Genomic DNA, 23,945 nt, shown 5'->3' with positions numbered 1-23,945 from the left:
TTGCCCGCGCCAGCATTACCAGGTCGTGGACTGCCCGCGCCGGTCCACCTCGTACACCTTCTGGCGCAGCAACCGCTCCTTGAGCCAGCGCTCGGCCTTGCCCATCACCCGTTGTCGGGCCCAGAGCAGGTCGACGCCGATCAGCCAGTCGGTATGGGGGTAGGCCCCCAGTTGCAGTTCCACCAGCTCGCCCTTGGCCAGTTCACGCTGGATCAGTTGCCGCGGCAGGGTGGCCCAGCCCAGGCCGGCGCGGACCATTTCCAGCAGCGCCAGGTAGTTTTCCGCCTGCCACAGCTGGGTGGAGCGCAGGTATTCGCTGCTGGGCAGCTTGTTGGCGTGGGCGCTGAAGGCCAGGCGCCGGTGCACGTGCAGGTCGTCGAAGGTCACGCTGTCGAGCTGCGCCAGCGGGTGGTCCGGGTGGCAGACGTGCAACATGATCAGCTTGCCCAATTGCTGGAACTCCAGCTCCTGGGGGTAGCCCGGTTGCGAGAAGGCGATGCCCAGCACCGCCTCACCCCGGGCCACCAGCTCGCTGGCGTCCCCGGACAGCGGGTGGCGGATCAGCAGGTCGACATAGGGAAAGGCCTGTTCGAACTCCCGCAGGGCCGGCATCAGCGGGCCATAGGGGGTTTCGATGACGATCGACAGGTGTGGCTCCACCACCTGCGACAGGCAGTCGGCGTTGGCCTGCAGGGTCAGGCAGCGCTCCAGCACCGCCTCGGCCTGCAGCAGCATCTTCTGCCCGGTGGCCGTCAGCACCGGGCTGCGAGCGCTGCGGTCGAACAGCTCGACCCCCAGGTCCGCCTCCAGGTTGCCGATGGCCACGCTGACCGTGGACTGGGTCTTGCCCAGCTTGCGTGCGGCGGCCGAGAACGAGCCGCTTTGCGCGGCCTGTACGAACATCTGCAGTTGATCCAGCGAAAAGCGCATCGCGGCTCCCGGCCCTGGAAGAGGGCTGTCTGATCCATCGTTAAAAACGATGGCTGCTCATTTGTTTCATCGTATTCAAGCACAGATCATGGCCCCGACGTCCGTACTTCCTGCCGGCGGCGCTTGCCCCGGATGCCTGCCAAAACAAAAGCAAAAGCTGCACCTTCAGGAGACCTGCGACATGACAATTTCCCGCGTGCATCCCGTGGACGAGGTCCTGCCCGTCCGCCAGCTGTTCACCTTCGGCCTGCAGCATGTGCTGGTGATGTATGCCGGTGCGGTGGCGGTGCCGTTGATTCTAGGCAATGCCCTGGGCCTGACCCCGGCGCAGGTGGTGCTGTTGATCAACGCCAACCTGCTGACCTCGGGCATCGCCACCCTGGTCCAGACCCTGGGGTTCTGGCGTTTTGGCGCGCGGCTGCCGTTGATCCAGGGCTGTTCGTTCATCGCCCTGGCACCGATGATCATGATCGGCAAGCAGTTCGGCCTGACCGAGGTGTTCGGCGCGGTGATCGCCGCAGGCGTCATCACCATTGCCCTGGCGCCGCTGTTCAGCCGTTTGCTGCGGTTTTTCCCGCCCGTAGTGATCGGCAGCCTGATCACCATCATCGGCATTTCCCTGATGCCGGCAGCGGCGATCTGGCTCGGCGGCGGCAACCCCGCGGCGGACGATTTCGGCGCGCCGGCCAACCTGCTGCTGGGGCTGGCCACGGTAGCGGTGACGCTGGTGATCTACGGCAAGTTCTCGGGCTTTATCGGCAACCTCAGCGTGCTCATCGGCTTGCTGGTGGGCAGCCTGATCGCCGCGGCGTTCGGCATGACCGACTTTGCCCAGGTGAGCCAGGCGGCCTGGTTCGAACTGAGCCGGCCCATGGCGTTTGGGGCTCCACAGTTTTCCCTGGTGCCGATCCTGATCATGACCCTGGCGATGCTGGTGATCATGGCCGAGACCACCGGCAACTGCCTGGCCATCGGCAAGCTCACCGGCAAGCCGACCACCCAGCGCACCCTGGGCGATGCGTTCCGCGCCGATGGCCTGTCGACCCTGCTCGGCGGGCTGTTCAACAGCTTTCCCTACAACGCCTTTACCCAGAACACCGGGCTGATCGCGCTGTCCAGGGTCAAGAGCCGCTTCGTGGTGGCTGCGGCCGGGGCAATCATGGTGCTCATGGGGCTGTTTCCCAAGCTGGGTGCCCTGGTGGCCGCGGTGCCGACCCCGGTGCTTGGCGGTTGCGCCATCGTGATGTTCGGCATGACTACAGTGGCCGGCATCCAGGAACTGTCGCGGGTGCCGTTCGAAGGTACGCGCAACGCCATCGTGGTGGCGGTGTCGGTCAGCGTCGGGGTGCTGCCGATGTCCTTCCCGGCGCTGTTCGCCCATCTGCACGGTCCCCTCAGGCTGGTGCTGGAAAGCGGCATCTTCCTTGGCGCCATCACCGCCATCGTTCTCAACCTGCTGCTCAACCCCCGTGAGGCCGCCACCCAGGTGCTGGCAGCCCATGTCGAGCTCAATGACTGACGTTTTTCTCGCCGCCATTGCTGTGGCGGCTCCTGCCCATGAAAAGGAGGTCAAGATGACCCAGATTCTTTCTTCCATCCCTGCCGGCGTCACCGAACTGGACCTGCACTTGCTGCGCCAGAGCATCCAGCTCGCCGAAGAGGCCAAGGCCCGCGGCCGTCATCCGTTCGCGGCCCTGGTGGCCGATCGCGACGGCAAGGTCATCGCCAGCGCCGGCAACAACTCGATGCCCCCCGAAGGCGACCCGACCCAGCACGCCGAACTGGCGGCAGCGGCGCTGGCGGCCAAGCGCCTCAGCCCCCAGGCCCTGGCCGAGTGCACCCTGTACACCAGCGCCGAGCCCTGCTGCATGTGCGCCGGGGCCATCTACTGGACCGGCATTGGTCGGGTGGTCTACGCCTTGTCTGAACATGAGCTGCTGGAGTTGACCGGCGACCACCCGGAAAACCCGACCTTTTCCCTGCCGTGCCGCGAAGTGTTCGCCCGTGGGCAGCGGCAGATCCCGGTGTTCGGGCCGATGCTTGAGAGCGAGGCCGCGCTGGCGCACAAGGGCTTCTGGAAATGAACGGCGGCCTATCCATCCATGTGGTGGACGTCGCCAGCGGCAAGGTGGCCGAAGGCATGGCGGTGCGGGTGCGCCGCCTGGGCGGCGAGCTGCTCTGCGCAGGGCGAATTGCCAGTAACGGCTTGCTGAGCGAGCTTGCCGAGCGCTCGGCGAGCTTCGGCCAGGGCGTCTACGAAGTGGAGCTGGACGTGGCGGCGTTCTATCGCGAGCAAGGCCAGGCGCTGCCGCCGGTGCCCTTCCTCGAGGTGCTGGTGTACCGCTTCGGCCTGGATGATCCGCGCCAGCACTACCACCTGCCGTTCAAGCTCACCGCCTGGGGCGTCTCGTGCTTTCGCGGTGGCGCCTGACCCGGCGCTGACCTGTAGGAGCGAGCGTGCTCGCGAAACGCTCGCAGCCACCACAACCGGTTTGCCAGAGCGCTTTTCGCGGGCCGGCCCGCTCCTAGCGGTGGCGGGTCATTCCTGGGCGATGGATTCGATGAACTCCGAGCGTTCGTCGCTCATGCGCGCCAGGCAGTCATTGGTGGCGATGGTGTAGGCCTTGGTGCCGGGCTTGGCCGGAAAGGACTCCATCGCGCAGTCGGCGTCGCGCTGCTTCTGCCACAGTTGCTGGGCATTTTTGACCTTGGCGCTGATGTCGGCCAGTTGCCCTTTGTCGCTGCCATAGAGGGTACCCAGGCGTTCCAGCAGGCTCTGCACGTTGTCGCCCAGCAACTGTTCGGCGGTGGTCCTGTTGTAGGTCGCGCATTCCAGGGTCTGCACGTCGTTTTCCACGCCGTCGCAGGGCGTGTTGTCGGCCTCTTCGGCCGCCTGTACGCCTGTCGTTATCAGTAACAAGGCCAGGAAGATCGGTTTCATTGCAGCGCTGCCCTCATCCAGTGACGCTTTCGTTGAAGCGGCGAATTCTGGCGCAAGCCCCGGGCAAAGAACAGAGGCCACCCATGCCCTCCGTCCGGCCCTTTGTCGGCGCTTGACGCTTTCGGCAATTCCCCTGTCGTTTTTGCACCCAGGCGCCCTGGCCCTCAAGCATATGCTGACCCCAAAGCGCCGGCAGACGATTCGGCGCATGAATCGCCAATAAGGGGACAGCCTGATGAGCCCAGCCGAACTACACGCCGACAGCATCGTTATCGACGGGCTGATCATTGCCAAGTGGAACCGCGAGCTGTTCGAGGACATGCGCAAGGGCGGCCTGACCGCAGCCAACTGCACCGTGTCGGTTTGGGAAGGTTTCCAGGCCACGGTCAACAACATTGCCTCCAGCCAGAAGCTGATCCGCGAAAACAGCGACCTGGTGATGCCCGTGCGCACCACCGCGGACATTCGCAAGGCCAAGGAGCTGGGCAAGACCGGCATCCTCTTCGGCTTCCAGAATGCCCATGCCTTCGAAGACCAGATCGGCTACGTCGAGGTGTTCAAACAGCTGGGCGTGGGCATCGTGCAGATGTGCTACAACACCCAGAACCTGGTGGGCACCGGCTGCTACGAGCGTGATGGCGGGCTCTCCGGGTTCGGCCGCGAGATCGTCGCCGAGATGAACCGCGTCGGGGTCATGTGCGACCTGTCTCACGTTGGTTCCAAGACCAGCGAGGAAGTGATCCTCGAATCCAAGAAGCCGGTCTGCTACTCCCACTGCCTGCCGTCGGGCCTCAAGGAGCACCCGCGCAACAAGTCCGATGCCGAACTGAAATTCATCGCCGACCACGGCGGTTTCGTCGGCGTGACCATGTTCGCGCCGTTCCTGGCCAAGGGCATCGACTCCACCATCGACGACTACGCCGAAGCCATCGAATACACCATGAACATCGTCGGTGAAGATTCGATTGGCATCGGCACCGACTTCACCCAGGGCCATGGCCAGGACTTCTTCGAATACCTGACCCACGACAAGGGCTACGCCCGGCGCCTGACCAACTTCGGCAAGATCATCAACCCCCTGGGCATCCGCACCGTGGGCGAGTTCCCCAACCTCACCGAGACCCTACTCAAGCGCGGCCACAGCGAGCGCGTGGTGCGCAAGATCATGGGCGAGAACTGGGTCAGCGTCCTGAAGGACGTCTGGGGCGAATAAGGCCACCCCCCACAGCACATTCCTGTAGCCGCTGCCGCAGGCTGCGATCGGCTCCGAAGGAGACGCGCTCTTGCGGCCCTCGGAAGGCTCTTCGAGCCTTTTCGCAGCCTGCGGCAGCGGCTACAGACGTACTTATCCACAGAATTCCGGAGTTTTGAAACATGGCCAAGATCGCCCCGCAATTGCCTATCGAAGTCGACAGCGAAACCGGTGTCTGGACCTCCGACGCCCTGCCGATGCTCTACGTGCCACGGCATTTCTTCGTCAACAACCACATGGGCATCGAGGAAGTACTGGGCGCCGATGCCTACGCCGAGATCCTCTACAAGGCCGGCTACAAGTCCGCCTGGCACTGGTGTGAAAAAGAAGCCGAATGCCACGGCCTGGAAGGCGTCGCAGTGTTCGAGCACTACATGAAGCGCCTGTCCCAGCGCGGCTGGGGCCTGTTCAAGATCCAGGACATCGACCTGGATAAAGGCACCGCCAGCGTCAAGCTCGAACACTCGGCCTTCGTCTACGTGTACGGCAAGGTCGGGCGCAAGGTGGACTACATGTTCACCGGCTGGTTCGCCGGTGCCATGGACCAGATCCTGGCGGCCCGTGGCAGCAAGATCCGCACCGTGGCAGAGCAGGTTTACGGTGGTTCCGAAGAAGGCCACGACGATGGCCTGTTCGTCGTCAAACCGTTGTAAGCGGAGTTAAGAAAAATGGCTTTCGAAGCGATGTTCCAGCCGATCCAGATCGGCAAACTGACCATCCGCAACCGTGTGCTGAGCACTGCGCACGCCGAGGTCTACGCCACCGACGGTGGCATGACGACCGAACGGTATGTGAAGTACTACGAGGAAAAGGCCAAGGGCGGCATTGGCCTGGCGATCTGTGGCGGTTCCTCGGTGGTGGCCATCGACAGCCCCCAGGAGTGGTGGAGCTCGGTGAACCTGTCCACCGACCGGATCATCCCGCATTTCCAGAACCTGGCCGACGCCATGCACAAGCATGGCGCCAAGATCATGATCCAGATTACCCACATGGGCCGGCGCTCGCGCTGGGACGGTTTCAACTGGCCGACCCTGATGTCGCCGTCCGGGGTGCGCGAGCCAGTGCACCGCGCCACCTGCAAGACCATCGAGCCGGAGGAGATCTGGCGGGTGATCGGCAACTACGCCCAGGCCGCGCGCCGGGCCAAGGCCGGTGGCCTGGACGGTGTCGAGCTGTCGGCGGTGCACCAGCACATGATCGACCAGTTCTGGAGCCCGCGGGTCAACAAGCGCACCGACGAATGGGGCGGCACCTTCGAGAAACGCATGCGTTTCGGCCTGGAAGTGCTCAAGGCGGTACGCGCTGAAGTGGGCGACGATTTCTGCGTGGGCATGCGCCTGTGCGGCGACGAGTTCCACCCGGACGGCCTGTCCCATGAGGACATGAAGCAGATCGCCAAGTACTACGACGACACCGGCATGCTGGACTTCATCGGCGTGGTGGGTTCGGGCTGCGACACCCACAACACCCTGGCCAACGTGATCCCCAACATGAGCTTCCCGCCGGAGCCGTTCCTGCACCTGGCGGCGGGCATCAAGGAAGTGGTCAAGGTCCCGGTGCTGCACGCGCAGAACATCAAGGACCCGAACCAGGCCACGCGGATTCTCGAAGGCGGTTACGTCGACATGGTGGGCATGACCCGCGCGCACATGGCCGACCCGCACCTGATCGCCAAGATCAAGATGGGCCAGATCGACCAGATCAAACAGTGCGTCGGCGCCAACTACTGCATCGACCGCCAGTACCAGGGCCTGGACGTGCTGTGCATCCAGAACGCCGCCACGTCCCGTGAGTACATGGGCGTGCCGCACATCATCGAGAAAACCACCGGCATCAAGCGCAAGGTGGTGGTGGTCGGTGCCGGACCGGCCGGCATGGAAGCCGCCCGCGTGGCGGCCGAACGTGGCCATGACGTGACCCTGTTCGAGAAGAAGGATGCCATTGGCGGGCAGATCACCACGGCCTCCAAGGCGCCGCAACGGGACCAGATCGCCGGCATTACCCGTTGGTATCAGTTGGAACTGGCGCGCTTGAAAGTCGACCTGCGCCTGGGCACCGCGGCGGACAGCGCGACCATCCTCGACCTGCGCCCCGACGTGGTGGTGCTGGCCGTGGGCGGCCATCCGTTCATCGAGCAGAACGAGCACTGGGGCGCCGCCGAAGGGTTGGTGGTCAGCAGCTGGGACATCCTCGACGGCAAGGTGGCGCCGGGCAAGAACGTGCTGGTGTACGACACCATCTGCGAGTTCACCGGCATGTCGGTCACCGACTTCATTGCCGACAAGGGTTCGCAAGTGGAGATTGTCACCGACGACATCAAGCCGGGCATCGCTGTGGGCGGCACCTCGTTCCCTACCTACTACCGCAGCCTGTACCCCAAGGAAGTGATCATGACCGGGGACCTGACCCTGGAGAAGGTCTACCGCGAGGGCGACAAGCTGGTGGCGGTGCTGGAGAACGAATACACCGGCGCCCGGGAAGAACGGGTGGTGGATCAGGTGGTGGTGGAAAACGGCGTGCGTCCCGACGAGGAGCTCTACTACGGGCTCAAGGAAGGTTCGCGCAACAAGGGCCAGATGGACGTCGAGGCGCTGTTCGCGATCAAGCCGCAGCCGTGCCTGAGCGAGACGGGGGAGGGCTACCTGTTGTTCCGCATCGGCGACTGCGTGTCCCAGCGCAACACCCATGCCGCGATCTACGACGCACTGCGCCTGTGCAAGGATTTCTAAGCCACTTCCTGTAGGAGCCGGATTGCCGGCGATCGGCACTGGCGAGATACCGCGTGCTGCCTGATCGCTGGCAAGCCAGCTCCTACAAGGCCCCAGGTCTTTGGGAGCTCCACCATGTTGAACACCCTTCTTCCCATTCTGTTGTTCGCCGCCATCGGCCTTGCGGTCCTTGGCGCGCTGCGACGCGTGGCCATGTGGCGCCGGGGGCGAGCCTCCAAGGTCGATCTGATTGGCGGCCTGCTGGCCATGCCCAAGCGCTACATGGTGGATCTGCACCACGTGGTGGCCCGGGACAAATACATGGCCAACACCCACGTGGCCACGGCGGGGGGCTTTGTCCTGGCCGCCGTGCTGGCGATCCTGGTGCACGGTTTCGGCCTGCACAACCGCATCCTGGGTTATGCCTTGCTGCTGGCCACCACGCTGATGTTCGTCGGCGCACTGTTCGTCGCCAAGCGTCGGCGCAACCCGCCGGCGCGGCTGTCCAAAGGGCCGTGGATGCGCCTGCCCAAAAGCCTGCTGGCATTCTCCGTGAGCTTCTTCGTGGCGACCCTGCCGGTGGCCGGGATCCTTCCGGAAAACTTCGGTGGCTGGCTGCTGGCGGCGCTGCTTGCGCTGGGTGTGCTCTGGGGCGTGTCCGAGCTGTTCTTCGGCATGACCTGGGGCGGGCCGATGAAGCACGCCTTCGCTGGCGCCCTGCACCTGGCCTGGCACCGGCGCGCCGAGCGCTTTGGTGGCGGGCGCTCCACCGGCCTCAAACCGTTGGACCTGGAAGACCCGAACGCGCCTTTGGGGGTGGAAAAGCCCAAGGACTTCACCTGGAACCAGTTGCTGGGCTTCGACGCCTGCGTGCAGTGCGGCAAGTGCGAGGCGGCATGCCCGGCCTTCGCCGCCGGCCAGCCGCTGAACCCGAAGAAACTGATCCAGGACATGGTGGTCGGCCTGGCCGGCGGTACCGACGCGCAGTTCGCTGGCAGCCCGTACCCTGGCAAGGCCATCGGCGAACACGGCGGCAACCCGCACCAGCCCATCGTCAACGGCCTGGTGGACGCCGAGACCCTGTGGTCCTGCACCACCTGCCGGGCCTGTGTCGAGGAATGCCCGATGATGATCGAACACGTCGATGCCATCGTCGACATGCGTCGCCACCTGACCCTGGAGAAGGGCGCCACGCCGAACAAGGGCGCCGAGGTCCTGGAAAACCTCATTGCCACCGACAACCCCGGCGGCTTCAACCCCGGCGGGCGGATGAACTGGGCGGCGGACCTGAACCTGTCCCTGCTCAGCGACAAACAAAGCACCGACGTGCTGTTCTGGGTCGGCGACGGCGCCTTCGACATGCGCAACCAGCGCACCCTGCGGGCCTTCGTCAAAGTGCTCAAGGCGGCCAAGGTGGACTTCGCCGTGCTCGGCCTGGAAGAGCGCGACAGCGGTGACGTGGCCCGGCGCCTGGGCGACGAAGCGACTTTCCAGCTGCTGGCCAAGCGCAACATCCAGACCCTGGCCAAGTACCGCTTCAAGCGCATCGTCACCTGCGATCCCCACAGTTTCCATGTGCTGAAGAACGAGTACGGCGCCTTCGATGGCAACTACCTGGTGCAGCACCACAGCACCTACCTGGCCGAGCTGATCGGCGCCGGTGCGCTGAACCTGGGCCAGCACAAGGGCAGCAGCGTGACCTATCACGATCCTTGCTACCTGGGTCGTTACAACGGTGAGTACGAAGCCCCTCGGGACGTACTGCGGGCCCTGGGCATCGAGATCAAGGAAATGCAGCGCTCGGGCTTCCGTTCCCGTTGCTGCGGCGGTGGCGGCGGCGCGCCGATCACCGACATTCCGGGCAAGCAACGGATTCCCGACATGCGCATGCAGGACATCCGCGAAACCGGCGCCGAGCTGGTGGCCGTGGGTTGTCCACAGTGCACGGCGATGCTCGAAGGGGTGGTGGAGCCGCGGCCGATGATCAAGGACATCGCCGAACTGGTAGCCGATGCCTTGCTCGAAGACGCCGCCCCGAGCAAAGCGCCGGCGTCGGTGAAACCTGAACCTGCGGAGGTGCACTGATGAGCGACATTATCCGCCGCGATCCCCGGGCCGAGTGGATCGCCCGCAACCGCCTGCACCCGCTGCACGCGGCCATGCAGCCGGCGCAACACAGCTGGATGGGGCCCAATGGCCTGATCCGCAAGAACCCCCACGGCATCGGTTTCATCGGCCCCAACGGCCTCAAGCGCATCGACCGCAGTGGCGCCCAGCAGGGCGGCAGCGCCAAGCGCACGGCAGCGGCCGAGGTGCAGTTGCCGCTGCATCAAGTGGCGCAGCCGGCGTTCTACATCAGCGTGGTGCCGGACATGGTCGGTGGCCGCCTGAGCAGCCACGACCGCGACCTGCTGGGCCTGGCCCATCAGTTGGCGGGCCAGGACGGCGCGGTGCTGGCGGTGGTGTTCGGCGAACACAAGGAATCGGCCTTCGCCACCGCGGGTGTCGACCGCCTGCTGGTGCTGCAAGGCAGCGAGTTCGAAGGTTATGCACCGGAACAACGGGTGCAGGGCCTGCGGGCTGTGGATAACCAGTTCAGCCCGCGCCACTGGCTGCTGCCCGACAGCCGCACCGGCGGCGGCGAACTGGGCCGGCGCTTTGCCGCGGCCCTGGGCGAACGCCCGGCGACCCGAGTTTGGCAGGTCAAGGACGGGCAGTGCATCGGCCGTGCCGGCGCGGGCCTGCAGGACCTGGCGCGGCCGGTCGCGCGCTTGATCCTGGCCGCCGCCGAATGCGCGGAGCCGGTCAGCGAAACCCGCCACGAAGCCTTGCCGGTGGAGTTATCCACAAGCGTGGCCCGCAGCCTGGCGCGGATCGAAGACCTGGGCGCAGTGGCGGTGGACCCGGCGGCGATTCCCATGGCCGAGGCCGAATTCATCTTTTCCGGGGGCAACGGGGTCAAGGACTGGCCGCTGTTTCACCAGACCGCCGCCGCCCTGGGGGCCACCGAAGGCGCTTCGCGGGTGGCGGTGGACGACGGCTTCATGGCCCGCGACCGGCAAGTGGGGGCCAGTGGTATCTGGGTCACCGCGCGGGTCTATGTGGCGGTGGGGATTTCCGGAGCGATCCAGCACCTGCAAGGCATTGGTGCCTGCGACAAGGTGGTGGCGATCAACCTCGACCCGGGTTGCGACATGATCAAGCGTGCCGACCTGTCGGTGATTGGCGACAGCGCGGAGATTCTCAAGGCCTTGATCGCGGCGGTAGCGGCCTACCGCAACGACGCCAAGCGCGATGCGGCTTAAGGGGATGTTATGCACAGCAATGTAATCAGCCTGATTTCGATTGGCGCCCACCCCACCTCCGGCCGCCCGCGGCGTGCCGAACAGGATGCCCGGGCAGTGGAACTGGGCCTGCAACTGGCCGGTGCGCAGTTGCAGGTGCTGCATGCCGGCGATGTAGCCGAACCGGCCCTGCGCGCCTACCTGGGCATGGGCCTGGAACAGCTGCATGTGCTGGAGCAGCCGGCGGGCGCCGATGCCCTGCCGGCACTGACCCAGTACCTGCGTCATGCCGGCGCCCAGGTGGTGCTCACCGGCAGCCAGGCGGAAACCGGCGAGGGCTCGGGGATGCTGCCATTCCTGCTGGCGGAAAACCTCGGCTGGCCGCTGGTGGTGGGGCTGGCCCAGGTCGAGTCCCTGGGCGATGGCGTGGCCCATGTCCTGCAAGCCTTGCCTCGCGGCCAGCGACGCCGGCTCAAGGTGCGCCTGCCATTCCTCGCCACTGTGGATAACGCCGCACCCAAGCCGCGCCAGAGCGCCTACGGCCCGGCGCGCCGGGGCGTGCTCGAAACCGACCAGGTGCTGGTGGTGGAGGACGAGTTGTTCACAGGCTCCAGCCTGCAACCGGCCAAGCCGCGGCCCAAGCGCCTGAAAGTGATCAAGGCCAAGAGCGGCGCCGACCGCATGAAAGCCGCTACCGCCAAGGCCAGCGGCGGCACCGGCCAGGTACTCAAGGGCGTCAGCCCTGAGGCGGGTGCCGAAGCCATTCTCAAATTGCTCATCGAAGAAGGCGTAGTGCGCTGACCTCAGGGTTATGCACAACCCCTGGCACCGCTGTTCGCTGGCAAGCCAGCTCCTACGGGAGGGAAATGTACCCATGCCCTGTAGGAGCCGGCTTGCCGGCGAAGAGGCCAGCGCGGTTTTGCACAATTCCCGGGCGCAGCCGTGCGCTGGCAAGCCAGTGCCCACAAGGGGAAATGCACCGATGCCCTGTAGGAGCCGGCTTACCGGCGAAGAGGCCAGCGCGGTTTTGCACAATTCCCGGCCGTCTTTCGCGACAGGGGGGTAGGGTTACTCACAATCCCTGTGTGCGGACCTGTGGATAAGGTGTTCGCGCCTCGCTCCAGCCCTTGTGCAGCGGGCCCTGGCGCCGCCTGTACGATTTTTGATCAGGCTAAGTCGGGGTTTTTTATGGCGTTTTTTCCATGATGGGAAAACCGTCGGGTAGACTTTTGCACAGCAGTTGCCCCCAAAGTCTGTTGGCGCTTCTGTGGATAAGATGTTCGCTTAGCGCTGTATCCCTTGCAGAACGGGGCTTTCAAGCTTTTGTTCAAAAAACGACCAAATGCTGGTTTTTCCGCAGAATATCCTGGCGTGCCCCTGATAATGCGCGGCTTCTGGCGGTTTTCCACAGTGCATGACTCGTGCACCCGAGTTGCCCCCAAAGTCTGTTGGCCGTTCTGTGGATAAGGTGTTCGCCTTCCTCTGTAGCCCTCTGAGTACGTGGCTTTGATGGCTATGTTCAAAAAATGATCAATACCTTGTGAAACAGCACTTTCTTCATAAGTCACGGATTTTATTGCCATTGCCCGGCGAAATATCCCCATGCCAGAGGAACTTGCCCACAGTTGCTGTGGGCCAAGGTGTGGATAAGGTGTTCGTCGAAGGCTGCACCCCTTGTAATCCATGGCTTGCACGGCAATAGATCAAATTTCATACAGTTCTAATGGCTGCCTTGACACTGGCAAGTGGCCTGTCTTCACTGATGCCACAAGGACTTGGCAGTTACTTATCCACATCCGGTTCCCGGGAGCTCAGGCAATGGACTGTCGTTTATCACAGGCTTCTGCGATCCGCGCCTTTCTCCCTCGACGCACCCGCCGCCGCGCCACCAGCCAGCGCACCCGCCTATAGCTGCACCCTCGGGCTGCCGCCGGTTGGCACTTTTTCCACAGTTTGTGTTTCCCTGGCCAAGTTCCAGGCCAACCAGAAGTCCGCGGACTTTCTCAAGCAGGGGGCGCATTTCTACAAGCCGCCGATCAACGTGACCTTCGCCAAGTTGCCCAACAACCTCAGCCACGCCGGGGTCGAGCAACTGCCGTGCAACCACTGTGGCGACTGCGTCTGGGGCTGTAACAACAAGGCCAAGAACACCACCCTGATGAACTACTTGCCGGACGCCTGCAATCACGGTGCGCAGATTTTCTGCCAGGCCCAGGTGCGTCATCTGGAGCGTGACGGCGACGGCTGGATCGTGCGCTTCCAGTACCTGGACAGCGCCCAGGGACGGCATGTATGGGCGCTGCATCGGCCATGGGCGATTCCCTATGGCGTTACCAGCGAACTGAAGGGCAACACCCAGGTGCAATGGTCGGAAACCCTTTCGGCAGACGATCCGAACTACCCGCTACGGGTGCGCAATGGCTATGTGAAGGTGAGGCTGGACGGCCCGCAGATCAGCGAGACCTTCATCGGCGAGACCGGCGCGGTCAGCTGGTCGCGGCCCTGAAGGCCCTGTAGCCGCTGCCGAGCCCGCGAGGCTGCGGACAAGGTCCGCAGGACCTTGCTTGACGGTTTTCCGCCGAACCCAGGCGCTCTCAAGATCGCTGCGCCTGCTGCGTCGGAATGCCGCCCAAGCCGTTCGCAGCCTGCGGCAGCGGCTACACAAGCCTTGTAGCCGCTACGGTGCTTGCAGTGTCAGCCGGTGACCGGAACACCCTTGAGGTAAGGCGCCGGTTCCGCCCCCAGGTTGCTCAGCATGCGCTCGCTGTACCAGTCGACGAAATTGACCACGCCGAACTCGTAGGTCTTGGAGTACGGGCCGGGCTGGTAGGCGGTGGAGTTGATGCCGCGCTGGTTCTCTTCCGCCAGGCGCCGGTCCTGGGCGTTGGTGGCGTCCCACACCTGGCGCATGCGCTCGACGTCGTAGTCCACGCCTTCCACGGCGTCCTTGTGCACGATCCACTTGGTGGTGACGATGGTTTCCTGGGCGCTGATGGGCCACACGGTGAACACGATGATGTGGTCGCCCATGCAGTGGTTCCACGAGTGGGGCAGGTGCAGGATGCGCATCGAGCCCAGGTCCGGGTTCTTGATCCGGCCCATGAGTTTGGCGCAGCCCTGCTTGCCGTCCAGGGTCATGGACACGGTGCCCTTGAGCAGCGGCATGCGCACGATGCGGTTGCGCAGGCCGAAGCTGGCGTGGGCGTAAGGGATCTTCTCGGCTTCCCAGGCGGCAGCGGAGGCGGCCACGTGGTCCTTGAACGCCTGGTCGGCCCGCGGGTCGGTGACGTCGTCCCATTCCAGCAGGGTTTTCAGCAATTCGGGGTGCGAGCCGCCGCAGTGGTAGCACTCGCGGTTGTTCTCCAGCACCAGCTTCCAGTTGGCCTTTTCATGCAAGGTGGTCTGCACCGCCACCTTGGTGTTCTCCATGTCGTAGGGCTCCATGTAATGGGCCAGGGTCGCGAGGAAGTCGTCGATGGCCGGCGGGTTCTCGGCCAGGGAGATGAAGATGTAGCCGCCGGCGGTCTTCACGTTCACCGGTTTCAGGCCGTATTGCTTCATGTCGAAGTCGGCGCCCATCTCGGTGCCGGCGAACAGCAGGCGGCCGTCCAGTTCGTAGGTCCACTGGTGGTAGTGGCAGACCAGCTTGGCGACCTTGCCCTTGTCGCTGGTGCACAGCCGTGAGCCGCGGTGGCGGCAGACGTTGTGGAAGGCGTGGACCACGCCGTCGGCGCCGCGGATGACGATGATCGGGTTCTTGCCGATCTGCAGGGTGATGTAGTTGCCCTTGGTAGGGATCTCGCAGGTCATGCCGGCGATCAGCCATTCCTTCTGGAAGATCTCCTGCATGTCGATATCGAACAGCCTTTCATCGCAGTAGAACGGCTGCGGCAGGGAAAAGGTCCGCTCACGTTCCTGCAGCATCTGTGCAGTGGCCTTGCGTGCAGGTTCCAGCGGATCGCCCAAGCTCAGGGTTGCGGTGACGTCCATCGTTCAAGTCCTCATGGCCGTTCAGTGCGGCCGGCGAATTAATTAGTGGCTACGGTGGGTGCTACGCAAGTCACGAAAAAAACGGCTGTTGTCGTTGAGGCGAGTGTGGGTCCGCAGGCGCCAAGAACCTTATCCATGGGCGACATGGCCCAATCTGTTCCCGACGCGCCAGCCCCGGCAGCTGGGGGCTGGTCGCGATAAGCATGTGAATGTCGCAGATAGGTAAATGGGCGCGAGAAGCCTTACGCAGAATCGCTGACAAGACGCCGACCGTCGGCCGTGGAGAACAGCATGTCCAACACCTTCCTCAACCCGGTAACCACCCAGACCTGGGCCAATGGCCGTCACATCGTCCGTTGCGTCAAAGTCATCCAGGAAACCTGGGACGTGCGGACCTTCTGCTTCATGGCCGACCAGCCGATCATGTTCTTCTTCAAGCCTGGGCAGTTCGTCACCCTGGAGCTGGAGATCGAGGGCCAGCCGGTGATGCGTTCCTACACCATCTCCAGCTCGCCCTCGGTGCCCTACAGCTTCTCGGTGACCATCAAGCGCGTGCCCGGCGGCAAGGTCTCCAACTGGCTGCACGACACCCTGCACGAAGGCCAGGAACTGGCGGTGCACGGGCCGGTGGGGCTGTTCAACGCCATCGACTTTCCGGCGCCGAAGATCCTCTACCTCAGCGGCGGCGTCGGCATTACCCCGGTGATGTCCATGGCGCGCTGGTTCTACGACACCAACGCCAACGTCGACATGGTGTTCATCCACAGCGCCCGTTCCCCCAAGGACATCATTTACCACCGCGAGCTGGAGCACATGGCCTCGCGGATCGACAACTTCAGCCTGCACCTGATCTGCGAAAAGCACGGCCTGGGCGAGCCCTGGGCCGGTTATCGCGGTTACCTGAACCACAAGATGCTGGAGTTGATGGCCCCGGATTTCCTGGAGCGGGAAGTGTTCTGCTGCGGCCCCACGCCCTATATGAGCGCGGTCAAGCGGCTGCTGGAAGCCGCCGGTTTCGACATGGCGCGCTACCACGAGGAATCCTTCGGCGCGACCCCGGCCGAAGCCCGGGCCGATGCGGTGGAACACGCCGAACAGGCGGCCGAGGCGCCGGAGCCGGACCTGGCGGACCTGCATCAGGTGGAGTTCACCGCTTCGGGCAAGAGCATCCGCGTGGCCCCCGGGGAAACCGTGCACGCGGCGGCGGCCAAGCTTGGCCTGATGATTCCCAAGGCCTGCGGCATGGGCATCTGCGGCACCTGCAAGGTGCTCAAGCTGGGGGGCGAGGTGGAGATGGAGCACAACGGCGGGATCACCGAGGAAGACGAAGCCGAAGGCTACATCCTGTCCTGCTGCAGCGTGCCCAAGGGCGACGTGCGGGTGGAGTTCTGATCGCCGGCAAACCGGCCCCTGCATCCGTTTGCTGTAGGAGCCGGCTTGCCAGCGAACAGGTGCAAGCTGATCCTTCGGTTACTGATACAACGCCGGGCGCCGATCCAGGTGCACATGGTTATGTTCACTGATGGACTTGTGCCAGGCCTGGGTCAGGTCCAGCTCCGCCAACAGCAACTGCTCGGCGCTTTCCCGATCCCTGCCCGCCAGTGGATAACCGTCGGCATCGACAAGGGTCGAGCCGCCCACCCAGTTCACTCCACGTTCCTCGCCGCAGCGGTCGCAGGCGGCGATGAACATCCGGTTGACCGCCGCATTGGCCTGCACCCGGACCATCTCCGCCGGCCGCTCGCCCAGCGGGCGCGGGCCATCCGGCCAGTTCACCGGGGCGCACAGCAGGGCCGCGCCGGCCAGGGCTGGCAGGCGCACCCACTCGGGAAACTCCAAGTCGTAGCAGATCATCATGGCGATCGGCCCGAAGCGGGTCGCCACCACCGGCGGCGGTTCGTCGCCTGGGGTGAAGATCAGGTTTTCCCGATCCCACAGGTGGGCCTTGCGGTACAGCGTCAGCCTGCCTTCGGGTTCGACCAGCGCCGCGCTGTTGGCCACGCGCTCCTGGTCCAGGCGCTCGCAGAAGCCGCCGACGATCACCACCTGCAGCTCTTCGGCCAGGGTTTTCCACAGGCTCAGGGTCGGCCCGTCGAGGCTTTCCGAGAGTGCCAGGGCTTCATTGCGGTCGCTGAACACATAGCCGCTCTGCACCAGTTCCGGCAGCACCACCACCTGGGCGCCGCGGGCGGCGGCCTGGCGTATCGCCTCGGCGCCCAGGGCGCGGTTGTACTTAAGGTCGCCGATGCGCGGGGCCACTTGCTGGCAGGCCACCTTGAGGGATGCCTGAGGAATCATTGCGCGCCTCCTTCCAGTTGCTGCTCGCTGGCCTGGATGGCCAGGCGCTCCGCGTCCAGGTCCAGGTTGCGGGTCAGCGCCCAGTAGACCAGCGCGGCCACGGCAAGGCCAACCACGAAGGCAATGTCGGCGCCGCCCAGGGCCTGGGACAGCGGGCCCTGGAAGAAACTCAGGGACATGAACGGCACCATCGCCAGCAGGCCGAGGAAATACGCCAGCAGCCCGGCGCTGGACCAGCGGCCATAGATCCCGGTGTGATTGAAGATGTCGCTGATGGCATAGCGACCTTTGCGCACCAGGTAGAAGTCCGCCAGGTTGACTGCGGTCCAGGGCACCAGGAAATACAGCATCAGCAGCACGAAAGTGTTGAAGCTGCCCAGGTAGCTCTCGGGAATGTTCATGGCGATGAGAAAGATCACCACCGCCACCAGCACGATTCCGCAGACCCGGCTCTTGAGGTTGGGCTTGATCGACTTGAAGCCGTCGATGGCGCTGATGCCGGTGAGCATGGCGCCGTAGCAGTTGACCGCCATGATGCCCACCAGCGCCGGCACCGCGATCAGCACGGTGAAGGTGCCGAAGCCGGGGATCACTCGGTTGCCCACTTCGCGCACGCTGGCGATGGCATCGGGGGAGGGCAGGGCCGAAGCCAGGAACGCCCCCAGGGACATCAGCCACAGGGCCGAACCGGCGGCGCCCAGGTAGGTCCAGAAGATCACCTGGCGCGACGGCGTCTGGTGCGGCAGGTAGCGTGAGTAGTCGGAGACGTACACCGAATAGCTGATCTGGTAGCCGGCGGCGGCCGACAGCTGGATCAGGAACGCCGACCAGGAGAACTGCGGGTCGGCCAGGGCCGAGTCGGCCTGCAGGGTCAGCAGGGCACTGACGGTGAGCACCGCGAACACGCTGATCATCACGTAGGTCAGCCAGCGCTGCACGGTGTGCAGCAGGTCATGGCCGATCACCGCGATCAGCACCGCCACGGCGATCATCAGGGTGTACCAGGGCGCCCGGGCGCCGGGAATCACGGTGTTGATGGCATCGGTGGCGAGAATCACGTTGAACACGTTGAAGCCGATGTAGACGAACACCACGGCGGTGAACGGCACGATGGCGCCACGCAGGCCGAACTGGGCGCGGGACTGGATCATCTGCGGCAGCCCCATGCGCGGGCCCTGGTTGGCGTGGAAGGCCATGCAGAAGGTGCCCAGGCAGACGCCGATGACGATCGCCAGGATGGCGTATTGCAGGGCGAGGCCCAGGGCTGCGCCGGTGAAACCGGTGACCATGGTGGTGAGCACGAAGTTGCCGGTGAACCAGAAGGGGCCCTGGTGCCAGACCTTGCCGTGGCGCTCGTTGCGCGGCACGTAGTCGATGGAACGGGTTTCGATCTTCAGGCCGGGAGGCTGGGCGTTCTCGGTGACGCAAGAAGAAGTCGTCATGGGGTACAGCCTTATTTTTATAGGTCGACCCCGGAGTCTCGGACAAACGCTGCGGTTGTTGAATCAGTGGGGGCAAATAATCAGTTCAGGAATTTGTGAACTGATGAAGGGGGCGTGCTTGACGGGCCTCTTCGCTGGCAGGCCAGCTCCTACGGGGTGGGAGGTGCGCTGGCCATTGCAGGAGCCGGCTTGCCGGCGAAGGCGTCCATGAGCGCGGCGCTTGGGTTGCGGGCCTCTTCGCTGGCAAGCCAGCTCCTACGGGGTGGGAGGTGCGCTGGCCGTTGCAGGAGCCGGCTGCCGGCGAAGGCGTCGGTGAGCGCGGCGCCCGGGTTGCGGGCCTCTTCGCTGGCAAGCCAGCTCCTACAGGCGGGGGGTGGGTCAGGCGCTCATGACGGTGCGGATGTCGGCTGCCAGTTCGCGCACGCGGTCTTCCTCGGTGTCCCAGGAGCACATGAAGCGCGCGCCACCCTTGCCGATGAAGGTATAGAAGCGCCAGCCCTTGGCCGTCAGTGCGGCAATGGCCGGTTCCGAGAGTTGCAGGAACACGCCGTTGGCCTGCACCGGGAACATCAGTTCCACGCCAGGAATGTCGGCCACCAGTTGGGCCAGCAGCTGCGCGCAGTGGTTGGCGTGGCGGGCGTGCTTGAGCCAGGCGTCGTTTTCCAGGAGGCCGACCCAGGGCGCGGAGAGAAAGCGCATTTTCGAGGCCAGCTGGCCAGCCTGCTTGCAGCGGTAGTCGAAGTCTTCCGCCAGCTTGTGGTTGAAGAACAGGATCGCTTCACCCACCGCCATGCCGTTTTTCGTGCCGCCAAAGCACAGCACGTCCACGCCGGCCTTCCAGGTCAGCTCCGCCGGGGTACAGCCGAGGAAGGCGCAGGCGTTGGAGAAGCGCGCGCCGTCCATGTGCAGGTTCAGCCCCAGTTCCTTGCAGGTGGCACTGATGGCGCGAACTTCTTCCGGGGTGTAGACACTGCCCACCTCGGTGGCCTGGGTCAGGGTTACCACCCGCGGCTTGGGATAGTGGATGTCCTGGCGCTTGAGGGCGATCTCGCGGATCGATTCCGGGGTCAGCTTGCCGTTCTGGGTGCCGGCGATCAGCAGCTTGGAGCCGTTGGAGAAGAACTCCGGGGCGCCGCACTCGTCGGTTTCGACGTGGGCGGTTTCCGAGCAGATCACGCTGTGGTAACTCTGGCACAGCGACGACAGGGCCAGGGAGTTGGCGGCGGTGCCGTTGAAGGCGAAGAACACTTCGCAATCGGTTTCGAACAGTTTGCGGAAATGATCCGAGGCGCGAGCGGTCCACTGGTCGTCGCCGTAAGCGCGCTCGTGGCCGTGGTTGGCCTGCTCCATGGCGGCCCAGGCTTCGGGGCAGATGCCGGAGTAGTTGTCGCTGGCGAATTGTTGGCTCTTGTCGGTCATGGCCGGCTCCGTGGTCGATGATGGTGCGCACTTTAACCAAGAATAATGGCCCAGCACACGCTCTGTTTATGCCGGAATAATGCATGGCCCATAAGGATTTATGCGTGACGCGATGCTGAAACCCGACACTGCCCGGCGCGACGGGGCGCTGGATGCGCTGAAATGGCTGGCGCTGCTGAGCATGGTCCTCGATCACCTGCGTTATGTGGGCCTGAGCCTGGACTGGCTTTACGTACCCGGGCGCCTGGCGTTTCCCTGGTTCTGCCTGGCCATGGCGGTGAACCTGACCCGGGCCAGGGATGAAATCGACCGCCGGCCCGGCCCATGGCGCTACCTGGGCTGGTTGCTGCTGTTCAGCCTGCTGAGCGAGATTCCCTATCGCCTGTTCATTCCCGACCCCGATACCTTGAATGTGTTGCCCACCCTGGCCCTGGGCCTGCTGGTGGCTCGCGGCTGGCAGCGGCGCAGAGGCCTGGACCTGGGGCTTGGCCTGCTGGCCTCGCTGCTGGCGGTGGTTTTCAGCGAGCGGCTGATGTTCGGCGCCTTCGGGGTGTTGCTGCCGCTGGCCCTGGTACTGGTGTTGCGCCGGCCCTGGTATTTCAGCCTGCTGCCTGGGGCGCTGTGCCTGGCGGCCAATCAATGGGAAACCTTGTTCCCGGCGGCGCGCCTGGGCAATCAGGTGGCGACCTGCGGTATTGCCGCTTGTCTGCTGGCGCCGTGGCTGGGGCTGATGCTGCTGCGGGGGCTGCGTGGCAGGTCGGTGCCGGCCATGCGCCGCTGGGCCTACCTGCTGTACCCGGCGCACTTTCTCCTGCTGCTGGCCCTGCGCGCAGCCCTGTAGGAGCCGGCTTGCCGGCGAAGGCGCCCGTGAGGGTTTGCGCCCGGCTTGCGGGCCTCTTCGCTGGCAAGCCGGCTCCTACGGCAGAGAGCGTTGCGTTGCGGGGGAAGGACAGGCCCGATCCAGAGCCGTTGGCGGGTGGTGCGGGCAGGCATTTATCTCCGCACGCCAGGGCATGTCGTAAACGCACCTTTGCGTGGCGTCCATAGGCATTTGAGTTCCCCTTCCCGGTCATACCATCGCATCCAAAGGGCGTAGCTGTAAGGCTCGCCTCACCGAGACGAAAGGCGCACCGCCGCCGCTGGGAGAGACGTGATGTTCAGCAAGCAAGACCAGATCCAGGGTTACGACGATGCACTGCTGGCGGCCATCAATGCCGAGGAACAACGCCAGGAAGATCACATCGAGCTGATCGCGTCGGAAAACTACACCAGCAAGCGGGTGATGCAGGCGCAAGGCAGCGGCCTGACCAACAAGTACGCCGAAGGCTATCCGGGCAAGCGCTACTACGGTGGCTGCGAGCACGTGGACAAGGTCGAGGCCCTGGCCATCGAGCGCGCCAAGCAACTGTTCGGTGCCGACTACGCCAACGTCCAGCCGCACTCCGGTTCTTCGGCCAACAGCGAGGTGTACCTGGCCCTGCTGCAGGCCGGCGATACCATCCTCGGCATGAGCCTGGCCCATGGCGGCCACCTGACCCACGGGGCCAAGGTGTCGTCCTCGGGCAAGCTGTACAACGCGGTGCAGTACGGCATCGACACCCGCACCGGGTTGATCGACTACGACGAAGTCGAGCGCCTGGCCGTGGAACACAAGCCGAAGATGATCGTCGCCGGCTTCTCGGCCTACTCCAAGACCCTGGACTTCCCGCGCTTCCGGCAGATCGCCGACAAGGTCGGGGCGCTGCTGTTCGTCGACATGGCCCACGTCGCCGGGCTGGTGGCCGCCGGTCTGTATCCCAACCCGCTGCCCTATGCCGACGTGGTCACTACCACCACCCACAAGACCCTGCGCGGTCCCCGTGGCGGCCTGATCCTGGCCAAGGCCAATGAAGAGATCGAGAAGAAACTCAACGCCGCGGTATTCCCCGGCGCCCAGGGCGGTCCGCTGATGCATGTGATTGCGGCCAAGGCGGTGTGCTTCAAGGAAGCGCTGGAACCTGGCTTCAAGGCTTATCAGCAGCAAGTGATCGACAACGCCCAGGCCATGGCCGGCGTGTTTATCAAACGCGGCTACGATGTAGTGTCCGGCGGCACCGACAACCACCTGTTCCTGGTCAGCCTGATTCGTCAGGGCCTGACCGGTAAAGATGCCGATGCCGCTCTGGGCCGTGCCCACATCACCGTGAACAAGAACGCCGTGCCCAACGACCCGCAGTCGCCGTTTGTGACTTCCGGCCTGCGCATCGGCACCCCGGCGGTCACCACCCGCGGATTCAAGGTCACCCAGTGCACCGAACTGGCGGGCTGGATCTGCGACATCCTCGACCACCTCGGCGATGCCGATGTCGAGGCCAATGTCGCTCGCCAGGTGGCGACCCTGTGCGCTGATTTCCCGGTTTACCGCTGAGAGCCGCAACTGGAGCAATGACTATGCAACGCTATTCGGGCTTCGGCCTCTTCAAGCACTCTCTCAGCCACCATGAAAACTGGCAGCGGATGTGGCGCACGCCGACCCCGAAGAAGGTCTATGACGTGGTCATCGTCGGCGGTGGCGGGCATGGCCTGGCCACTGCCTACTACCTGGCCAAGGAGCACGGCATCACCAATGTCGCGGTGGTGGAAAAAGGCTGGCTGGGCGGCGGCAACACCGCGCGCAACACCACCATCGTGCGTTCCAACTACCTGTGGGACGAGTCTGCGCAGCTCTACGAGCACGCCATGAAACTGTGGGAAGGCCTGTCCCAGGACCTCAACTACAACGTGATGTTCTCCCAGCGCGGGGTCTACAACCTGTGCCACACCCTGCAAGACATCCGTGATTCCGAGCGTCGGGTCAGTGCCAACCGCCTCAACGGCATCGATGGCGAGTTGCTCAACACCCAGCAGGTGGCGGACGAGATTCCTTACCTGGATTGCTCGAAAAACACCCGTTATCCGATCCTCGGCGCCACGGTCCAGCGCCGTGGCGGCGTGGCCCGTCACGACGCCGTGGCCTGGGGTTTTGCCCGGGCCGCCGACGCCCTGGGCGTGGACCTGATCCAGCAAACTGAAGTCATTGGCTTTCGCAAGGAAAACGGCGTGTGCATCGGCGTCGAGACCAACAAGGGCTTTATCGGCGCCAAGCGCGTCGGTGTGGTCACGGCCGGTAACTCCGGGCACATGGCCAAGCTCGCGGGCTTCCGTCTGCCGATCGAATCCCACCCGCTGCAAGCGCTGGTGTCGGAGCCGATCAAGCCGATCATCGACAGCGTGATCATGTCCAACGCGGTGCACGGCTATATCAGCCAGTCGGACAAGGGCGATCTGGTGATCGGTGCCGGTATCGACGGCTGGGTCGGCTACGGCCAGCGCGGCTCCTACCCGGTGATCGAGCACACCATCCAGGCCATCGTCGAGATGTTCCCGGTCCTCTCCCGAGTGCGCATGAACCGCCAGTGGGGCGGCATCGTCGACACCAGCCCGGACGCCTGTCCGATCATTTCCAAGACCCCGGTGCCGAACATGTTCTTCAACTGCGGTTGGGGCACTGGTGGCTTCAAGGCCACCCCGGGCTCGGGCAACGTGTTTGCCGCCAGTCTGGCCAAGGGCGAGATGCATCCTCTGGCCGCCCCTTTCTCCATCGACCGTTTCCACAACGGTGCGCTGATCGACGAACACGGCGCTGCTGCGGTCGCCCACTAA

At 64.5% G+C, this 23,945-nt stretch carries 19 protein-coding genes and 1 pseudogene; 14 read left to right on the top strand and 6 right to left on the bottom strand.

The genetic code is table 11. From position 1 onward, the window contains the following. Nucleotides 1–15 precede the first annotated feature (15 nt). Complete coding sequence (locus tag AC1RGE_RS22095; protein WP_011063922.1) at nucleotides 16–930, bottom strand: LysR family transcriptional regulator; 915 nt, start codon at nucleotides 928–930, stop codon at nucleotides 16–18. A 181-nt stretch (nucleotides 931–1,111) separates the two neighbouring features. Between AC1RGE_RS22095 and AC1RGE_RS22090 the strand changes: the two genes are divergently transcribed. Genes AC1RGE_RS22090 through AC1RGE_RS22080 form a run of 3 tightly spaced genes read left to right on the top strand, consistent with a single transcriptional unit; the run spans nucleotide 1,112 to nucleotide 3,361 of the window. Continuing rightward, complete coding sequence (locus tag AC1RGE_RS22090) at nucleotides 1,112–2,449, top strand: nucleobase:cation symporter-2 family protein (RefSeq protein WP_072451775.1); 1,338 nt, start codon at nucleotides 1,112–1,114, stop codon at nucleotides 2,447–2,449. A gap of 55 nt (nucleotides 2,450–2,504) precedes the next feature. Then, nucleotides 2,505–3,014: a nucleoside deaminase gene (locus tag AC1RGE_RS22085; RefSeq protein WP_041120175.1), complete on the top strand. Its 510-nt coding sequence runs from the start codon at nucleotides 2,505–2,507 to the stop codon at nucleotides 3,012–3,014. Next, complete coding sequence (locus AC1RGE_RS22080) at nucleotides 3,011–3,361, top strand: hydroxyisourate hydrolase (RefSeq protein ID WP_492585037.1); 351 nt, start codon at nucleotides 3,011–3,013, stop codon at nucleotides 3,359–3,361. Before AC1RGE_RS22085 ends, AC1RGE_RS22080 begins: the two co-directional genes overlap by 4 nt. A 108-nt stretch (nucleotides 3,362–3,469) precedes the next feature. Here the strand turns inward: AC1RGE_RS22080 and AC1RGE_RS22075 are convergent, their stop codons facing one another. After that, complete coding sequence (locus tag AC1RGE_RS22075; RefSeq protein ID WP_019095253.1) at nucleotides 3,470–3,871, bottom strand: lysozyme inhibitor LprI family protein; 402 nt, start codon at nucleotides 3,869–3,871, stop codon at nucleotides 3,470–3,472. A 235-nt stretch (nucleotides 3,872–4,106) separates the two neighbouring features. On the opposite strand from AC1RGE_RS22075, the gene AC1RGE_RS22070 reads away from it, so the two are divergent. The 7 genes and pseudogenes from AC1RGE_RS22070 to AC1RGE_RS22040 all read left to right on the top strand — a co-directional run. Beyond that, nucleotides 4,107–5,084: a dipeptidase gene (locus AC1RGE_RS22070; RefSeq protein ID WP_011063917.1), complete on the top strand. Its 978-nt coding sequence runs from the start codon at nucleotides 4,107–4,109 to the stop codon at nucleotides 5,082–5,084. A gap of 161 nt (nucleotides 5,085–5,245) precedes the next feature. Next, nucleotides 5,246–5,776, top strand: a complete 531-nt coding sequence (locus tag AC1RGE_RS22065) for a 4-vinyl reductase (RefSeq protein WP_011063916.1) — start codon at nucleotides 5,246–5,248, stop codon at nucleotides 5,774–5,776. 15 nt (nucleotides 5,777–5,791) lie between these two features. Beyond that, nucleotides 5,792–7,852 (top strand): dimethylglycine demethylation protein DgcA, encoded by a 2,061-nt coding sequence (gene dgcA, locus AC1RGE_RS22060; protein WP_093405240.1) that lies wholly within the window; start codon nucleotides 5,792–5,794, stop codon nucleotides 7,850–7,852. A gap of 114 nt (nucleotides 7,853–7,966) precedes the next feature. After that, entirely contained in the window at nucleotides 7,967–9,916 is a 1,950-nt protein-coding gene (gene dgcB, locus AC1RGE_RS22055) for a dimethylglycine demethylation protein DgcB (RefSeq protein WP_072443626.1), read from the top strand. After that, complete coding sequence (gene etfA, locus AC1RGE_RS22050; RefSeq protein ID WP_015637306.1) at nucleotides 9,916–11,136, top strand: electron transfer flavoprotein subunit alpha; 1,221 nt, start codon at nucleotides 9,916–9,918, stop codon at nucleotides 11,134–11,136. Before dgcB ends, etfA begins: the two co-directional genes overlap by 1 nt. A gap of 9 nt (nucleotides 11,137–11,145) precedes the next feature. Beyond that, nucleotides 11,146–11,916: an electron transfer flavoprotein subunit beta gene (gene etfB, locus AC1RGE_RS22045; RefSeq protein WP_011063912.1), complete on the top strand. Its 771-nt coding sequence runs from the start codon at nucleotides 11,146–11,148 to the stop codon at nucleotides 11,914–11,916. A 1,177-nt stretch (nucleotides 11,917–13,093) separates the two neighbouring features. Then, nucleotides 13,094–13,396 (top strand): annotated as a pseudogene (locus AC1RGE_RS22040) (GMC family oxidoreductase N-terminal domain-containing protein); the annotation flags it as partial. Between the two features lie 413 nt (nucleotides 13,397–13,809). Here the strand turns inward: AC1RGE_RS22040 and gbca are convergent. Further along, on the bottom strand, nucleotides 13,810–15,105 hold the full coding sequence (gene gbca / locus AC1RGE_RS22035) for a glycine betaine monooxygenase oxygenase subunit (RefSeq protein WP_011063910.1): 1,296 nt from the start codon (nucleotides 15,103–15,105) through the stop codon (nucleotides 13,810–13,812). A gap of 291 nt (nucleotides 15,106–15,396) precedes the next feature. Between gbca and gbcB the strand changes: the two genes are divergently transcribed. Next, the gene (gbcB, locus tag AC1RGE_RS22030) at nucleotides 15,397–16,497 is read left to right on the top strand and encodes a glycine betaine monooxygenase reductase subunit (RefSeq protein WP_011063909.1); all 1,101 of its coding nucleotides are present in this window, start codon (nucleotides 15,397–15,399) and stop codon (nucleotides 16,495–16,497) included. 78 nt (nucleotides 16,498–16,575) lie between these two features. Here gbcB and AC1RGE_RS22025 read toward each other — a convergent pair whose 3' ends face one another. The 3 genes from AC1RGE_RS22025 to AC1RGE_RS22015 all read right to left on the bottom strand — a co-directional run bounded on the left by AC1RGE_RS22025 (nucleotide 16,576) and on the right by AC1RGE_RS22015 (nucleotide 20,264). Continuing rightward, a complete protein-coding gene (locus tag AC1RGE_RS22025) occupies nucleotides 16,576–17,403 on the bottom strand; it encodes a nitrilase-related carbon-nitrogen hydrolase (protein WP_011063908.1) in 828 nt (275 codons plus the stop codon). Next, complete coding sequence (locus tag AC1RGE_RS22020) at nucleotides 17,400–18,845, bottom strand: purine-cytosine permease family protein (protein ID WP_015637303.1); 1,446 nt, start codon at nucleotides 18,843–18,845, stop codon at nucleotides 17,400–17,402. Before AC1RGE_RS22020 ends, AC1RGE_RS22025 begins: the two co-directional genes overlap by 4 nt. A gap of 378 nt (nucleotides 18,846–19,223) precedes the next feature. Beyond that, nucleotides 19,224–20,264, bottom strand: coding sequence for a threonine aldolase family protein (locus tag AC1RGE_RS22015; protein WP_011063906.1), 1,041 nt, complete (start codon nucleotides 20,262–20,264; stop codon nucleotides 19,224–19,226). A gap of 100 nt (nucleotides 20,265–20,364) precedes the next feature. Between AC1RGE_RS22015 and AC1RGE_RS22010 the strand changes: the two genes are divergently transcribed. From AC1RGE_RS22010 to AC1RGE_RS22000, 3 genes are all read left to right on the top strand, one after another. After that, the gene (locus tag AC1RGE_RS22010; RefSeq protein WP_210672114.1) at nucleotides 20,365–21,105 is read left to right on the top strand and encodes a TraX family protein; all 741 of its coding nucleotides are present in this window, start codon (nucleotides 20,365–20,367) and stop codon (nucleotides 21,103–21,105) included. 312 nt (nucleotides 21,106–21,417) lie between these two features. Next, entirely contained in the window at nucleotides 21,418–22,671 is a 1,254-nt protein-coding gene (locus tag AC1RGE_RS22005; RefSeq protein WP_125062331.1) for a serine hydroxymethyltransferase, read from the top strand. Between the two features lie 23 nt (nucleotides 22,672–22,694). Further along, nucleotides 22,695–23,945 carry a sarcosine oxidase subunit beta family protein gene (locus tag AC1RGE_RS22000; protein ID WP_016964291.1) on the top strand — a complete coding sequence of 417 codons (1,251 nt, stop codon included), beginning with the start codon at nucleotides 22,695–22,697 and terminating at the stop codon, nucleotides 23,943–23,945.

It is taken from the genome of Pseudomonas sp. GW823-FHT02C05 (assembly GCF_058797595.1).
Note: the sequence above shows the minus strand (reverse complement) of the source record. Positions and strands in the feature narration are given on the sequence as shown.